The organism is Streptomyces sp. NPDC016459, from assembly GCF_040632845.1.
Lineage (GTDB): Bacteria > Actinomycetota > Actinomycetes > Streptomycetales > Streptomycetaceae > Streptomyces.
In genome coordinates, this window is the sequence record NZ_JBEYCR010000005.1 from 384,763 (window position 1) to 399,931 (window position 15,169).

11 protein-coding genes are annotated in these 15,169 nt (G+C 73.8%); 1 reads left to right on the forward strand and 10 read right to left on the reverse strand.

Annotated elements, in window-relative coordinates:
- Nucleotides 1-10 precede the first annotated feature (10 nt).
- The 8 genes from ABZ567_RS16335 to ABZ567_RS16370 form a co-directional block, all read right to left on the reverse strand.
- Nucleotides 11-1,180, reverse strand: coding sequence for a lipopolysaccharide kinase InaA family protein (locus ABZ567_RS16335; protein ID WP_360789629.1), 1,170 nt, complete (start codon nt 1,178-1,180; stop codon nt 11-13).
- Nucleotides 1,177-2,502, reverse strand: coding sequence for a serine/threonine protein phosphatase (locus tag ABZ567_RS16340; RefSeq protein WP_360789632.1), 1,326 nt, complete (start codon nt 2,500-2,502; stop codon nt 1,177-1,179). The genes ABZ567_RS16335 and ABZ567_RS16340 overlap by 4 nt, the downstream gene beginning before the upstream one ends.
- Complete coding sequence (locus ABZ567_RS16345; RefSeq protein ID WP_360789635.1) at nt 2,502-4,064, reverse strand: hypothetical protein; 1,563 nt, start codon at nt 4,062-4,064, stop codon at nt 2,502-2,504. The genes ABZ567_RS16340 and ABZ567_RS16345 overlap by 1 nt, the downstream gene beginning before the upstream one ends.
- Before the next feature lie 31 nt (nt 4,065-4,095).
- Nucleotides 4,096-6,348, reverse strand: coding sequence for a hypothetical protein (locus ABZ567_RS16350; protein WP_360789638.1), 2,253 nt, complete (start codon nt 6,346-6,348; stop codon nt 4,096-4,098).
- 81 nt (nt 6,349-6,429) lie between these two features.
- A complete protein-coding gene (locus ABZ567_RS16355) occupies nt 6,430-6,828 on the reverse strand; it encodes a hypothetical protein (RefSeq protein ID WP_360789640.1) in 399 nt (132 codons plus the stop codon).
- A gap of 164 nt (nt 6,829-6,992) precedes the next feature.
- Nucleotides 6,993-7,778 carry an SDR family oxidoreductase gene (locus tag ABZ567_RS16360; protein WP_360789643.1) on the reverse strand — a complete coding sequence of 262 codons (786 nt, stop codon included), beginning with the start codon at nt 7,776-7,778 and terminating at the stop codon, nt 6,993-6,995.
- A gap of 92 nt (nt 7,779-7,870) precedes the next feature.
- The gene (locus ABZ567_RS16365) at nt 7,871-8,110 is read right to left on the reverse strand and encodes a DUF397 domain-containing protein (protein WP_360789646.1); all 240 of its coding nucleotides are present in this window, start codon (nt 8,108-8,110) and stop codon (nt 7,871-7,873) included.
- Nucleotides 8,107-9,015, reverse strand: a complete 909-nt coding sequence (locus tag ABZ567_RS16370; protein WP_360789649.1) for a helix-turn-helix transcriptional regulator — start codon at nt 9,013-9,015, stop codon at nt 8,107-8,109. The genes ABZ567_RS16365 and ABZ567_RS16370 overlap by 4 nt, the downstream gene beginning before the upstream one ends.
- A 98-nt stretch (nt 9,016-9,113) precedes the next feature.
- Between ABZ567_RS16370 and ABZ567_RS16375 the strand changes: the two genes are divergently transcribed.
- Nucleotides 9,114-9,590 carry an ATP-binding protein gene (locus ABZ567_RS16375; protein WP_360789651.1) on the forward strand — a complete coding sequence of 159 codons (477 nt, stop codon included), beginning with the start codon at nt 9,114-9,116 and terminating at the stop codon, nt 9,588-9,590.
- A gap of 363 nt (nt 9,591-9,953) precedes the next feature.
- Here ABZ567_RS16375 and lanKC read toward each other — a convergent pair whose 3' ends face one another.
- Nucleotides 9,954-12,575 (reverse strand): class III lanthionine synthetase LanKC, encoded by a 2,622-nt coding sequence (gene lanKC / locus ABZ567_RS16380; protein ID WP_360789654.1) that lies wholly within the window; start codon nt 12,573-12,575, stop codon nt 9,954-9,956.
- Nucleotides 12,576-12,973: 398 nt separating this feature from the next.
- Nucleotides 12,974-15,028: an elongation factor G gene (fusA, locus tag ABZ567_RS16385; protein ID WP_360789656.1), complete on the reverse strand. Its 2,055-nt coding sequence runs from the start codon at nt 15,026-15,028 to the stop codon at nt 12,974-12,976.
- Nucleotides 15,029-15,169 lie beyond the last annotated feature (141 nt).

A 15,169-nucleotide genomic window follows, 5' to 3' on the forward strand; every position in this document is an offset into this window, starting at 1 on the left:
GTTCTCCTTGTCAGCGGGGACGGCGGTCGCCGCGGCGGCCGCCGAGGTTGATGTGGACGCGGGACGTGCCCGGCGCGGGGGAGGGAGCGGGTGCCGGTTCCGCCGCCGGAGCGGGGGCCGGTGCCGGCTTTTCGGCCGCTGGGGTCTCGGCGGTCTCCTTGCGCCGCCCGAAGGTGGACTTGATACGGCTGGGGCGGCGCCCCTCCGCCGGGGACGCGGGTGCGGGTGCGGGTGCGGGTGCGGGCCTGGGCGCCGGGACCCCCGGGGCTGTCGTGCCGGGTCGGCGGTGCTGGAGCGTGCACACGGCGGGGTCGGAGAGCGCCGCGAGGAAGGCGGCGATGTCCGGACGGGTACGGGGGTCGGCGGCCGTCATCCGGTGCAGCAGGTCGAGCAGCTCGTCGGAGAGGCGTGCGTCGAGCCGGAGTTCCTCCCCGGCGTTCACGGCGTCCGCCGGCGAGCCGAACCTCGCGTCGTACAAGGGGAGTTGCCCCACCACGTACAGATGGGTCATCAGGCCGAGCGCGAAGATGTCGACGGCGCAGGTGAGGTCCTTCGGGCCCGCCGATCCGTCGTCCTGGAGGTAGCGCCGCCACTCCGGGGCGCCGTAGACCGAGTCGCCCGAGATGTCGTCCGGTTTCGGCGGGTCCCCGGAGTCGTAGGAGTCGTCGAAGTCGATGAGCCGCGCCGAGTGGAAGGCCGCCCCCTCCCGCTTCTGCACCAGCACGTTCAGCGGCTTGAGGTCCCCGTGGACCGTGCCGGTCTCGTGGAGCTGCTTGAGGCTCGCCCCGAGCGTCTTGAGCAGCACCATCTTCGGCCGCGGCTCAAGGGTGTCGGGCTGTTCGAGGCTGGAGGTGTCGATCCGCTCGGTGACCTTGTAGTAGGTGCTGCCCTGGTGGAAGAAGTCGGTGGCGAGCACGAGGTTGCCCCCGCCGAGCGTGTCAGGACGCAGCCGCTTCATGATCTTGCGGTGCCGCTGCTCGAACTCCCGGGCGACCTCGCGGCGGATCCGCACGCTCTGGGAGTCGGCGGCGTCGTCGCGGGGGCGTTTGGGTTCGAGGAACTGTTTGATGAAGTACTGGCCCCCGTCCTTCTCGGCGAAGGCCCAGATGCACTTGCCCCCGTTGGCGTTGGTGGGATCGGTGACGACGCGGTACCCCGCGATCGTGTCGCCCTTCTTCATCGGCGCTCCTCGGATGCGGGCGGCAGATAGGTCTCGTATCCGGCGCGGTACGTCTGCCAGCTCTGGTCCTGCCAGGCGCGGACGCGGGCGTGCGTCTCGCGTTCGTCCTCCGGTCCCCCGGCCGCGTCGACCGCGCCTGCGGCGGGCCGGTCGAGGGCGGCGGGTCTGCCCCGCAGGTGCCGTTCGACCAGGGCGTCGAACCGGCGCTCGTAGGCGCGGCGCAGCTGCGCGAAGTCGCGGTGGCCGATGGCGAGCAGGGCGAGCGAGGCGTCGTCCGCCGTGTAGGCCTGCACCTCGCGGCGCAGCAGGTCGGCCCATTCGTACTCGCTGCCCGCCTCGCGCAGGGTGCGCAGGAGCAGGTACTCGAAGTCGGCGGGGGTGTGCACGTAGCCGAAGTACCCGTCCGTCGCCGCCACCAGGACGCAGGGCAGGTCGAACGACGCGATGTACTGCGTGTCGATGGTGAACTCCCGGTCCGCGCAGATCATGTTGGTCATCGGCGGGTCGGAGCGCAGCAGTTCCAGCGCGTCGCTCTCACGGGTGTGGTCCCGGGTGAGGACGTGCAGTCCGCTCCCGGGCGAGAGCACGTACGCCCGGGAGTCACCCGCCCACAGGGGGCGCAGTGCCAGGGAGTTGCGGTCGTCCCGGATCTGGTAGTGCACGGCCGCGAGGGTCGTGGGCAGCTGACGGCGCATGGTGCCACCGATCTTGCTGCGGCGCTGCGGGGCCTTCGCCAGGAACCAGTCCAGGTACTGGTGCAGGGAGTCGGGGCCGCCGTCCTCGGCCTCCCGCGCCACCTCGTGGAACCAGCAGTCCGTGGCCAGGCGCGCGACCCGGGCGCCGACCCAGGCCGAGGTGTGCGTGGTGCCGTCCGGCCCCTGCCACACGGGGGTGGAACCGGCGCCGCCCGAGCCGTCGAACACGGCGATCACGCCCTGGTGGGTGCCCCAGTGGTGGACGACGAAGGGCTCGGCGTCCTCCCCGTGCCCGGGGACCCGCTCGGTCCACACGGAGAGCGCGTGCACGCGGGTGTCCTCCCCCTTCGTCGCCCACACGGCCTGCGGCGGCTGAGGGCGGGGACCCTCCTCGACAGCCGTTGCCGGCGCCGGCGGAGCACCCGCGGAGGCGGCCATCGGCCCCGGCCCGATCTCCGGACCGATGTGCGGTACGGAGACGGGCGGGGATACGGCGTGCTTCCGCGGGTCCGTGGCCGCGGGGGGTCCGGCGGGCGGGGGCGGTCCCTGCGGGGCGGGTACGTGCGGCCACCCGTCCAGGTGGTGTGAGGGCCCGGCGTGCCGCGCCCCGTGGTCGTGGTCTGCCATCAACGCTCCCTGTCGGGTCCGGGTCGAGGAGTGTCCCGCCTGGTGGTGCCCCGCACCCTGCTCACCCGGGGCGGCGTCCCTTCCACGGCCGACCCGCCGGGCTCCACCCCACGCGACCCGGCGTCCAGGGCCGACGGCCGGTCCCGGTCGCGATCGACACGCGCCCCGGCCTCCGCCGCCGCACCGGACCGGTCCCGATCGCGGCCCACGCCGGGATCGGGACCCGGCCGGTCCCGACCCCGGTCCCCACGCGCCCCGGCGTCGGCCGCCGCTCCAGGCCGGTCCCGGTCCCGGCGCCGACCCACGCTCGGGTCGGGCCCCGTCCGGTCCCGGTCCCGGCCCGCCCTCGGGTCCGGCAGTGGTTCGTCCTCCGGTGGACCGGAGTACCCGGGGCGCGTGGCGCTCCGTGGCGCCCCGCCGTCCCGGCCCCGTCCGTCGGGGTCCGCCGCGCGCCCGGTGCGGCGGCCGGAGCCGTACCCCTCCGCACGCTCCGAGCCGTACCCCTCCGTGCGCCCCGAGCCGTACGCCCCCGACACCCGCCCGCCGGGTCGCGCCGGGCCCGCCTCCCCGGGGCCCGTGCCCCGAGCGTCCGCGTCCGCCGGGACGTCGTCCCGCACGACCTCGCCGCGCAGCGGTCCCCGGCGCTCGCTCCCGGTCTCCCGCGCCGGGCCCAGCGCGGGGGCCGGGTCCGTGGTGCGGGCGAGGGAGCCGCGCAGCCGGCCGCGTCGTGCGGCCCCGTCGAAGAGGCCGTCGCCCTCGCGCAGGACCTCCTCCAGGACGGTCCGCTCCAGTTCGGCCTGCTCGAAGGGCTCCCGGTCCGAGTCGCCGCGCTCCAGGACCAGACGCATGATCTCGCGCCGTGCCTCGTTCTTCTCCGCCTCGTTCTTCTCGATCCAGGTGAGGGCGGCCCGGGGGCCCTCCTTCTCCATGATCTCGGCGATCAGGCCGTCGAGGCCCTCCTCGCGGATCATGTCGAGGTGCCGCCCGCGCCGCATCCCGGAGAGCCGGGTCTCCCGGACGACGTCCCGGTACTCGCGGCCGCTGGTGACGATCTCGTCCTCGTCGACGAGGAGTTCGACGTGCACGTTCCGCAGGCGGACGGCGTCGTCGCCGGTGAAGCCGGTCACCGTCCCGTTCAGCGCCCGCTCCGCCTGGTGGAACTCCGCGATGTCGTAGTCCCGCGCGACCTCGCGGAGCGTCTTGCGCAGGTAGTCGAAGAGCGTCGCGCTCATGTCCCGGATGCCCCGCGACACGACCTGCGCGGGGTCGGCGACCCGGCACACCAGGTCGACCCGGCTGCGGAAGGAGAACGTGGGGTCACGGCTGAGGAGCGGGATGTCGAGCACGAGCCGGTGCTCGGTCATGTCGACGGTGAACATCCCGCTGTACGCGCCGAAGCGCGAGGACGGTATCTCCTCCCCGCTGCGGATGGTCAGGGACGGACCGCTGTCCCGGACCAGGACCAGGGCGCGGCCGGGCCGCGGCGGCCGTACGGGGCTCGTCAGCCGCCACTTGGGCAGCTCCTCGTAGGACGTCACCGGGTCGTAGGTCTGTGCTTCCACCGGTTCCTCCCCCTTCCTCGGGGCGTGTCGCTCAGGTCGTACGGGCCAGGGCCGCGTGGAGAAGCGCGGCGTTGGGGGAGGGCGAGTCGCGGTCCCGTGCCCACGTGTCCAGCCACCACAGCAGCCGCTCCCGGTGGGAGCCGCGTTTGCGGGAGATGTCCCACAGGAGGCGGTTCAGGGCCTCGAGGGTGCGTCGGCCCCCTCGGGCGGCGTAGACGTCGATCCAGTCGCGCAGGGCGAGGAGTGCCTTCTCCTGCATCGGTCGGCGGGCCAGCGCGCGGGCCCACAGTTCCGCGACGGCCTCCTCGTGGTCGGGGAGGCCGCTCAGCAGCAGAGGCACGCCGGACACGCCGTCCACCGGTCCGTCGCCCGTCGGTTCGTACGGCCGTCCCGCCGCGAAGAGGAACGCGGAGAGCGACTTGACGACCATGGGGGAGAGGTCCTGCGGCTCGGACCAGTCCAGATAGGCGTCGAGCAGTTCGCCCGCCCGCCCCTGGTGCACGAGGTGGACGCCGCCCCACGCCACGGACGGCAGGGTGCCCCAGTCGCCGTCCCGGTCGAGAGCGTCGTGCAGGACGGCCACGGCCCGCTCGGGCGCCTTCCGGCCGAGGAGTCCACCCGCCGTGTTCGCGGCGGTCCCGGCGAGGCGGCGCTGCCGGACCGAGCTGCCGCCGCGCGCCCAGCCGTGCAGCAGGTCCCACACCGCCTCGGCCGAGTCGTCCCGGCTTCCGGCCACGCCGAGCGCGGTCGCGGCGGCCTGGCGCAGCTGCCAGGAGTCCGACGCGGCCCAGGTGGTGAGGAAGCGGTGCACGGCGTAGTGGTGGTCGGCCCAGGCGAGGATCCCGGCGGCGACGGCCGCACGGGCGCGGACCTCCAGGTCGCTGTGGTCGAGGAGCCGGCGCAGCCAGGTGAGCAGGGCCTCGCGCCAGCCGTCGAGTCCGGTCCAGGCGTAGATCAGGACGACCTGGCCGAGCATCGCGTTCCGGAAGCGCACCCGGGGCGGTCCGAAGCCGTCGGCGTCGAGGCGGATCCACTGCTGCTCGTCGCCGAGCCGGTCCCTGAACCGTACGTCGGGCAGGGCGGGTTCGGGGAGGGAGAGGGCGGCCCGGAGCTTGACGGCGGCCTCGGCGACGGTGAGGTAACCGCTGTCCTCCAGGACGGCGGCGGCGAGGGCGAAGGCCACCGCCTCCGGGTTCCGGTGCCGGTCGAACCAGGTCCTGACCTGGTCGCTCGGGTCGCGCAGCGCGGCGGCCGCGGCGGCCACGTCCCGGCCCGCGGAGATGTCGGCGGCGAGGCGTGCGGCGTGCCGGGCCGCGGGCATCTCCCGGAGGGCGGCGACGACCCCTTCGGAGTCGAGCATCGCCCGCAGTTCGGCACGGGCCTCGGGCGCGCCGCCGTGGCCGAGCACCCGCCGTTCGAGGACGGCCACCGGGTCGACGGGCGCGAGGGCGTGCAAGGCCACCGACTCGGCGCCGTCGCCGCGCACGGCCACGGCGAGGTCCTGGCCGCCGGTGAGGACCAGATGGCAGCCGTGGGCGCGCAGGGCCGCCACGACGGCGGGAAGCCGGCGGGGGAGTGCTTCGAAGTCCCGCGCGCCGGCCGCCCCGTCCTCGACGGCGACCAGGTATCCGCTGTCCTTGGACGGCGGTTCCCAGTCGGGGGCGAGTACGGAGGCCGGGTCGAGGAGCCGGTGGCAGGCGCCGCCGCCGTCGGCGCCGCCCAGGGCGAGGGCCTCGGCGAGCAGATTGACGGCGGCGGCCTCACGACCGCTGCCGGACGGCCCGGTCAGGACGAGGAGCCGCCGCTCGCCCAGGGCGGTGAGGGCGGAGTCGTACCCGTCGGGCTGCACGAACAGCTCGGTGTGATCGACCAGTTCGGCCGCGCCGAGCGGCAGCACGGACCCGCCGCCCCGGTGGGCGGCGCGGCCGGACCGCTCGCCCCCGGAGTGGAAGCCGCCGCCGAAGCTGACGGTGTCGTTGAAGAGGGCCAGCGTGCCGATCCGCGTGCCGGACGCGTCGGCGTTGAGGCGCTGCGCGATGAGGTCCGCGATGGCGCCCGCCTTCTGCGCGTCGGACCGTTCGGCGTCGTCGGACGCCGAGCCCTCCGTGAGGGAACGAAGGGCGTCGGACTCGCTGACGGGCCCGTCCTGCTCCGTGACCCCGGCACGCGGCTCACCCTCCGGCACGCCTTTCGGGGCGTCGGAGGGGGAGGGCGGTGCGGGGACGGGATCGGAGCGGACACTCGTACCGCCGGACGACGGGTCGGCGGTGGATTCCTCGCTCATGGCAAAGGTCTTCCGGGGTGGGTCGGCGAAGGGCGGCGCGCGGACGGCCGTCCTTCTCTGAGCGGGGTCGGACGGACGTCGTTACGAGACGTTCCAGTCGCCCTGGATCTCGACCTTCTCGTTGAAGATCTGAGCGTTCTTGATCAGTGCGGCGCTGACCTGGGGGCCGCCCCGGCCGGAGGCCGCCACGGCCTCGTCGACCAGCTGCCTCAGGTCGCTCTCGAAGGCACGGTCACGCAGCATGTGCGCCGTGAGCATCCGCTCCAGGTCCTGCTGGCCGGTTTCGTCGTCCGGCGTGTCGGTCACGCGCTCCAGCGCGGCCTCGGCGTCGCCGTCCCCGCGGAAGCGCTCCCGGATGCGGGCGATCAGCCGCGCCCCACCGGTCCAGCCGCTCCGCCCGGCCTCCTGCCCCGTGGCTTCCAGAGCACCCTTGACCACGAGCGCGACGCCCGCCGCCGCGATGGCCGTCAACGGATCCATGAGCTCCCCCGATTGTTCCCGCACGCACCCCGTGCGCACGTGAGGCCATTCAAGTGCTCACCGCGTGGGACGCCAGGGGTTCCGTGAACAATGACCGAAAGCCGTCGGCCCGTCGCGGTGAGCAATGGCCGGATCTCGCTGGACGACCGGGAGGAGGCAGCGGCTCAGTGGACGGAGAAGCCGCCGTCCACGAAGAGGGACTGGCCCGTCACGTACGCGGACGACGTGCTCGCCAGGAAGACGGCCGCGCCCGCGAAGTCCTCGGCGAGACCGTTGCGGCCGACCATCGTGCGGGCCGCGAGGGCGGCGACCCGCTCCGGGTCGGAGGAGAGACGCTGGTTGAGCGGGGTCATCACGAAGCCGGGGACCAGGGTGTTGCAGGTGACGCCGTACGGGGACCAGGCCTCGGCCTGCGAGCGGGCGAGGGACTCCAGGGCGCCCTTGGACACCCCGTACGCCCCGCTCTGCACGAAGGCCCGGTGCGCCTGCTGCGACGTGATGTGGATGATCCGCCCGAAGCCGCGCTCGGCCATGCCGGGCCCGAAACGCTGACCGAGGAGGAACGGGGCCTCCAGGTTCACGGTCATGGTCGTGTCCCAGACCTCGTCGCCCAGCTCGCCGAGCGGCGGACGGAGGTTGATGCCCGCCGAGTTGACGAGGATGTCGGGCTCCCCGAAGACGGCCGCGGCCTGCTCGGCCGCCGCCTTGATCCCCGTACGGGTGCTCAGGTCGGCGCTCACCCACGCGGCCCGGCAGCCGTCGGCGGTCAGTTCGTCGACGGTCGCGACGAGTTCGGCCTCCTTGCGGGCCACGATCACGACACCCGCCCCGGCGCGCGCCAGGGCCCCGGCGATGGCACGCCCGATGCCGGAACTGCCGCCCGTGACCAGGGCGGTGCGCCCTTCGAGGGAGAAGAGGCCGGAGAGGTAGCCGCCGGGGGTGGTGCTCATGGTGTCGCTCCTCGCGTCGTGCGTGTACCCGACCGTCCGTGCGGGATAAAGGGCGGGTACACGCATCCTGTCAGACGCGATGCGGACGCGATTCAGGCCAGGTGGGCGAGGAATCCCGTCCAGGCGTCGGGCGCCACGGTGAACTGGGGACCGTCCGGGACCTTGGAGTCGCGGACGTGGACGGTGGAGGGGCAGGAAGCGACCTCGACGCAGTCGTCGCCGCTGCTGCCGCTGTAGCTCGACTTGTGCCAGGAGAGGGCGACTTCGACGCAGTTGTCGCCGCTTCCGCCGCTGTAGCTGCTCTTGAACCAGGTCAGGTCTGTGGTGCTCATAGCGCTCCTCGGATCTCCCGCAACAGGCTCACGGAGTCCTCTACGGAGAGAGCCTGTGCCCGCATCCTGGCATATCGCTTCTGGAGGATGCTGACCACTTTGGGATCGGGGATGAGGAGGCCGTTCTCCTGGCCCTCGCTGTAGGCGTACCACTTGTTCTCCGGGGTCTCCAGGAGGCACATGGGGCCGTCGAGGCCCGCGTGGTGCCCGCGAGTCTGCGGCATGATCTGGACGTCGATGTTGCGCCGCGCGCAGATGTCGAGGATGTGGGTGACCTGCTCGCGCATGACCTCTGGGCCGGCCATCTGACGGCGCAGCGCATGCTCCTCGATAATGAAGCTGTAGATCGTGTGGGGGCGATCCGTGAGCAGTTTCTTCCGATCGACGCGGGCGACGAGCTGTGCCTCGATCTCCTCGTCCCCCATCGCCGGAATCTGCCTCTCGAACAGCGTCTTCGCGTACGAAGGCGTCTGGAGCAGCCCCGGCACCAGCCGGTTCTCGTACGTGTAGAGCGTGACCGCCTCCGCCTCCAGCTTCGCCCACTGGCGGAACCAGCTCGCGAGGCCCGGCTTGCGCGCCAGGTGCTTCGCCGCCGCCCGGATCACCCCGAACGCGTCCAGCACCCGCTCCGCGCGCTCCACGAAATCGGCGGAGGGTAAACGCCGTCCCTGCTCGATCGAGGCGATCGTCGGCACCGAGTACCCGACCATCGGCGCGAACTGTTCCTGCGTCAGGCCCGCCCGCTTCCGGAAGGCCTTGACCACCTCCCCGAACGCCTTCAGGCTGTCCGACGTCTCCGGCTCGCTCCCGTATGGAGCCGCGTCCGTCACTTCGCCCAAAACCTCGTCCGTCACCCCGGCCACCTCCCGCACCCGTGCGCTCGCACTGAACGCGACCATGCTCACGGGTAGTGACCGGTACCGTCCAGAGCGTGAACCCGTACGCTGGCGCAGCGCGGGTTTCTGAGCTGGTAACCAGTCCTGTGCGACGCCACATTGGCCCCATGACCTCCCCCATGACCCGCGAAGTGCCGGTCACCGTACGTGTGTTCGGGCAGCGTTTCAGCTCCACCCCGCGAGGAGCCCGGCTCGCCCGCCGCCTCGCTCTCCACCAACTGCACCGCTGGGACTTCCCGTACGGCTCCGACACCTCCGAGACCGTCGCGCTGCTCGTCGCCGAACTCGCCGCCAACGCGGTGACGCACGGCCGGGTGCCCGGCCGGGACTGCGAGCTGAGGCTCTCGTACACGCCGGGACTGCTGCTCCAGGTCGACGTCTCCGACACGCGGGGCGAACGCCGCCCGCCCGCCGCGCCGGCGGACCCGGCCCACGCGCCTGACGGCGAGGGCGGGCGCGGGCTGCTCATCGTCGGGGCGCTGGCGTCACGGTGGGCGGTGCTCGACCGCGTACCGGTCGGAAAGACCGTACGGGCCGAGCTGGACCTCGGTCCTGATCGCCGACATCAGGCAGCCGGGCGATGACCGACGTGCCGACAACGCCCGATGAAACCGGCGGGCCCGCCACATGGTGTGGGGGACGGGACGGACACGACCGGAGGGGGCGCGGGACCTGGCCGAGGGAGTTCTCGGAGCGCCGGTCACGAGGCGAGTCCACTCACCTCGTGACCGGTCGGACAGGCCCTGGTTACATCGGGTCGGGGAAGATGTCGGTGATGCTCCAGGCGACGCTGAAGCAGGGGTAGTAGGAATCGGCCTCCGACTCGGTGTCCAGTGTCTGGAGCGCGAGGATCTGGCTCATGGCTGCTCTCCGCATTCTTCTCGGGGTGGTGTCGGTCGGTCACTGCGTACCCGGGCACGGAGCTGCTCGCCGCCGTGCCCAGGCGTTCAGGGGGCGCCCGCCCGGAGCCCCCGGCCGAGTGCCGGGATCCGGGGACGCGCCCGGTGGGACTCCGTCAGGAGCGGCCCGGACAGCAGGCGGTGGAGGGCCAGCAGGACACCGGCCCCGCCGCTGGACAGGTCGGCGGTGAACCGCTGCGAACCCGCTCCGAGGAAGCGGACACCCCTCCGGTACGGAACGGCGTACTTGAGCAGGCCGGTCGCGGCGTGCACGGCGTCCCCGCGGGCGGCGGCCGTGCCGGTGAGCTCGGCGTGCCCGGTCAGGAACCAGGACAGTCCGGCCAGCCCCCGGTACAGTCCGGCCTCCTTCGTGGCGCGGGAGACCCGGATGCCGGCGACCAGCCTCGGCAGCGCCGCGGCGCAGCGCTCGTCCGGCGCGGTGGCCACGTAGTGGGTGAGCACGGCCGCGACACCGGCCGCGCCCGTGGCCAGGTACGGCATGGCACGGGTGAGCCGCGCGTCGTCCGAGAGGGACAGGGTGCCGTCGTCCAGCGGAAAGGTCCGCTCCAGTTCCTGGTGGAGCAGGACGCGGCCCGCCTCCAGGTAACGGCTGTCGTCGGTGGCGCGGGCCAGGCGGTGGAGGAAGAGGGCGAGCCCCGAGCGGCCGTACAGCAGGCCGCGGGCGTCGTGCTCGCCGAGGGTGGCCGGCAGGTCGGGGGTGCTCAGGAGGCCGTCCCCCGCCGCCGCGGCCCGCTCCAGATGGCTGCTCTCCCCGGTCAGCCGGTGCAGGGCGAGCCAGCCCAGACCGACCCCGGCGCGCCCCCCGGCCAGCGTGCCGCAGGAGGCGGTGAGCGGGTGGTCGTCGGCGTCCCGGAGCAGGTCGACGGCCTCGTCCCGCGAGCCGAGAGCGGCCAGTACCCGGGCGATGCCGGCCGAGCCGACGAGCAGTCCGGGCGGCAGCGTGTCGCGCTGGGCCAGCGTGTCGCGGCGCAGCCGTTCCCGGATCTCCTCCGGGACCGCGACCCCGGCGCGGTGCAGGGCGTGCACCACCCCGGCCGTGCCGTAGGCCAGGCACAGGGTGTTGGTGCGGAACGCCTCGGGCGAGGGCGGGAAGGCCCACTCCGGCCGGTCGGCGTCAGCGGTCTCCAGCAGCCCCGCGGCCACCTCCTCGGCCAGCCGGGTGAGGCAGCCGCGCGGATCGGCGTCCAGCTCGGCGGGGGAGGGCAGGCGGTCGGGACCGTCCTGGTCCCGCGCCCGCTCATCCGTCCGGTGGAAGGCGGTGGCCCGCTGCCACAGGTCCCGCGGCGGAGCCACGTCCGCCAGGTCGCGGCGCAGCAGCGCGAGGTTGGCGGGCGCGTGTTCGGCGATCTCGTGGAACGGCGCCAGGAGGGCGAACGCGACCGCCGACGCGCCGTACCGGTCCTGCAGCAGCGGATCGGTGCGGGCCCGGAGCAGCCCGGGAGGCGGCGTGAACCCCGGGGTGCCCATCCCGGAGGGCGTCTCGTCCAGCGCCGACGCCGCCTCGAAGTCCACCAGCCGGATCCCGCCCGATGGTGTGACCATGACATTGCCCAGGCTGAGGTCGCCGAACCGGAAGCCGGCGGCGTGCAGCCGCTCGAGGGAGGCGTCCAGCGCGGCCAGCAGGCGCCGGCACGCCTCGTGGTACGCGGCGACGGACTCCGCCGTACGGTCGGCGCGGGCCAGCGGCGTGGACCGGCTCAGCCAGCCCACCAGCGGCTGTCCGGCGACGTACTCGGTGACGAGGAAGTCGTGCTCCCACTCCGTGAAGTGGTCCAGCGGCTCAGGCCCCACCCCGGGGGCGGACGCGTGGAGCTCGCGCAGCACCCGGTACTCGTGCCGCAGCCGCTGCTGCGCGTCGGTCCCGTCGAAGAGCAGGCCGTTGTGGGCGCGGGCCTCCTTGACGAAGACGGCGCGGCCCGTCCGCCGGTCCCGGGCCTGGTAGGCGCCGCCGGCGTTGCTCAGGCGCACCGCGCGGGTCACCTCGTAGTCGCGGATCAGGATCGGGCCCGTGTGCGGCTCCTCCTCCCGCTCGACGAAGGGGTCAGTGATCCCCCAGGGCAGGTGCCAGGCGGGCAGCCGCGGGTCCACGACCTCGCGGCCGGAGCCGTCGAGGACCAGCCCCTCCCGGGTGCCGTCGGCGCGCAGCCGGCTGCGGGCGCCGAAGGAGCCGTAGCGGTAGTGGACCGTCCGCGAGTCGCGAAAGCGCCGGTCGGTGAGGACGTACGGCCCCTCCTCCCCGTCGAGCGCGTCGCGCAGACGCTCCAGCAGCCGCCGGGCGGTCACCGTGTCCGGCGGGTAGACGGCGCAGAACTTGCCAGACTGGGCACGCCCCGAGTGTTTGTGATGGAGGAACAGGAAGAAGAGTCTGGCGCTCAGGTGCTTGAACGGCACGCCTTCGGAGAAGCAGATCCCCGCGACCGTGTCGAGGACGTCCTGCGCCCGGTCCAGCCGCGCCGACACGTGGATCTTCCAGCCCTGCTCGGCGAGCCCGGTCCGCGGACTGCCCCAGGCCGTCCAGATGCCCTGGGCGGCGCCGCTCCAGCCGGGCGGCACCCGACGGGGGGCGAAGCGCGGCCCGGGGTCGGCCACGCTGGGCAGCGGCAGGTGGTACTCCCGGTCCGCGAGCGCTTCGCCGAAGCCTTCGAGCACGGGATCTCCTCGCGGGGTGGTCGTGGTGGCGGCCGCGACGGCCGTGGCAGACGCTAGGAGCGGTGGGTATGGAAACGGTTCGTCGGCGGCATGCGACCGGTATCGGGCAGGCTCGCCCTCGTCGGAACGTCTGCCCTGAGTTCGAGGCGTCTGCCGTGAGTTCGGGGCGTCTGCCGTGAGTACCGGACGTCTGCCGTGAGTTCGTACTTCCCGTTCAGGAGGGGCTGTCGGCGCTCCCGCCCTCGACGTCGGCCACCATCCCGCGCGGCATCCGCGGTCCGCCCGCAGGTCCCCGCCCTACCGGCCACCCGCCGGCCGGGCAGACCCGAGAGCCTGCCCGGCCGGCGGCACCGGCGTCACCGGATGCCGGTCACCGCACGCCGGTCACCGCACGCCGGTCACCTCGCGCCGGACACACGATCCGGAGCCGTCGCCGGAGCCGGGGCGTACCCCGCAGGGCGGGTCGTGAACGTGCCACGGCCCTGGGTGCGGCCGCGGAGGCGGGACGCGTAGCCGAAGAGTTCGGCCAGCGGGACCGTCGCCGCCACCACCGCCGTACCGGAGCGGGTCGTCTGGTCCGTGACCCGGCCCCGGCGGGCCGCGAGGTCGCCGAGGACCGTCCCCACGGACTCCGCAGGGACGGTGACCGTGACGTCGGCCACCGGCTCCAGGAGCGTCAGGGCGCTCGCGCGGAGCGCCTCGCGGAGCGCGAAACGGCCCGCCGTGCGGAACGCCATCTCCGAGGAGTCCTTCGGATGCGTGGCGCCGTCCGTGAGCGTGACCCGGACGCCCGTCACCGGGTGCCCGCCGAGGGGGCCCTCCACGAGGGCGTCCCGGCAGCCGGCCTCGACCGCGCGGACGTACTCCTGGGGGACGCGTCCGCCCGTCACCGTGGAGCGGAACTCGAACTCCTCGGCCGGGTCGGGCCCCAGCGGTTCGAGGTCGACGACGACGTGCGCGAACTGGCCCGCCCCGCCGTCCTGCTTCACATGGCGGTAGACCAGCCCGGTGACGCCCTTCGCCACCGTCTCCCGGTACGCGACCTGCGGACGGCCGACCGTGACATCGAGGCCCCGGTCGCTCCGCAGCTTCTCCACCGCGACCTCCAGATGCAGTTCACCGAGCCCCGAGAGGACCGTCTGGCCCGTCTCCGGGTCGGAGCGCACGACCAGCGACGGATCCTCCTCCGACAGCCGGGCGAGCGCCGTCGCCAGACGGCCGGTGTCCGTGCCGCGCCGGGCCTCCACGGCGACCGAGACCACCGGGTCGGCGGTCGTCGGCGGTTCGAGGACGACCGGCGCGCCCGGCGCGCACAGCGTCGCGCCCGCGCGGACCGTCTTCGGCCCGACGACGGCGACGATGTCACCGGCGCGCGCCACGTCGACCTCCGTCGCCCGGTCGGCCTGGACCCGCAGGATGCGGGCGATCCGCTCGCTGCGGCCGGTGACGCCGTCCAGCACGGTGTCCCCCTTCGCGATCGTGCCCGCGTAGACGCGGACGTACGTCATGCGGCCGGTGGCGGTCGCGCTCACCTTGAACGCGAGCGCGGTGAACGGCGCCTCCGGGTCCGCCGGGACCTCCCCGCGCACCGGCGGCATGTCCGACGGGGCCGGGAGGTACGCGACGACGGCGTCGAGCAGCGGCTCGACACCCCGGTTGCGGTACGCCGAGCCGCACAGGACGACCACGGCCTCGCCGGTGAGGGTGAGGTCGCGGAGCGCGGCCGTCAGCGTCCCGTCGGAGAGCGCGGAATCCGCGCAGAACTCCTCCAGGGCGCCCGGATGCAGCTCCGCCACCGTCTCCTCAAGGCGTCGCCTGCGGTGCCGGGCCTCGTCCCCGAGCCCCTCGGGGACCGGCTGCTCGGTGTACGTGTCCGCGCCCTCGGCCCACACGTACGCCCGCATCCGGACCAGGTCCACGACGCCGGTGAAGCCGTCCTCGCGCCCGATCGGAAGCTGGACGGGCAGCGGGACGGTGCCCAGGCGCGTACGGATCGACTCGACGGCGCCGTCGAGCTCCGCGCCCGCGCGGTCCAGCTTGTTGACGAACGCGATGCGCGGGACGCCGTGCCGGTCGGCCTGCCGCCAGACCGTCTCGCTCTGCGGCTCGACGCCCGCGACGGCGTCGAAGACGGCGACGGCGCCGTCGAGGACGCGCAGCGAACGCTCCACCTCGTCGGAGAAGTCGACGTGCCCCGGTGTGTCGATCAGGTTGATCCGGTGTCCGGCCCAGTCGCAGCTGACGGCCGCGGCGAAGATCGTGATGCCCCGGTCCCGCTCCTGCGGGTCGAAGTCGGTGACGGTCGTGCCGTCGTGGACCTCGCCGCGCTTGTGGGTGGCGCCGGTCAGGTACAGGAACCGCTCGGTGACGGTGGTCTTGCCCGCGTCGACGTGGGCGAGGATGCCGAGGTTGCGGACGGCGGTGATGTCAGTGGTGAAGCCAGGGGTACGCACGGTCTCGTGCCTTTCGCTGCTGCGTGGGAACAGGGCAGCGCGATTCCCGGACGACGGTCAGGGGTGCGACGTCGTCACGGGCGGCGATGGCGGGCGCGCAGCCGCCACCGCTCGGCGGAGGAGGCGAGGATCACGTCGTAC

Coding starts and splice junctions, on each gene's coding strand:
- ABZ567_RS16335 (WP_360789629.1), bottom strand. CDS start 1,180: ATGAAGAAGGGCGACACGATCGCGGGGTACCGCGTCGTCACCGATCCC.
- ABZ567_RS16340 (WP_360789632.1), bottom strand. CDS start 2,502: ATGGCAGACCACGACCACGGGGCGCGGCACGCCGGGCCCTCACACCAC.
- ABZ567_RS16350 (WP_360789638.1), bottom strand. CDS start 6,348: ATGAGCGAGGAATCCACCGCCGACCCGTCGTCCGGCGGTACGAGTGTC.
- ABZ567_RS16355 (WP_360789640.1), bottom strand. CDS start 6,828: ATGGATCCGTTGACGGCCATCGCGGCGGCGGGCGTCGCGCTCGTGGTC.
- ABZ567_RS16360 (WP_360789643.1), bottom strand. CDS start 7,778: ATGAGCACCACCCCCGGCGGCTACCTCTCCGGCCTCTTCTCCCTCGAA.
- ABZ567_RS16365 (WP_360789646.1), bottom strand. CDS start 8,110: ATGAGCACCACAGACCTGACCTGGTTCAAGAGCAGCTACAGCGGCGGA.
- ABZ567_RS16375 (WP_360789651.1), top strand. CDS start 9,114: ATGACCTCCCCCATGACCCGCGAAGTGCCGGTCACCGTACGTGTGTTC.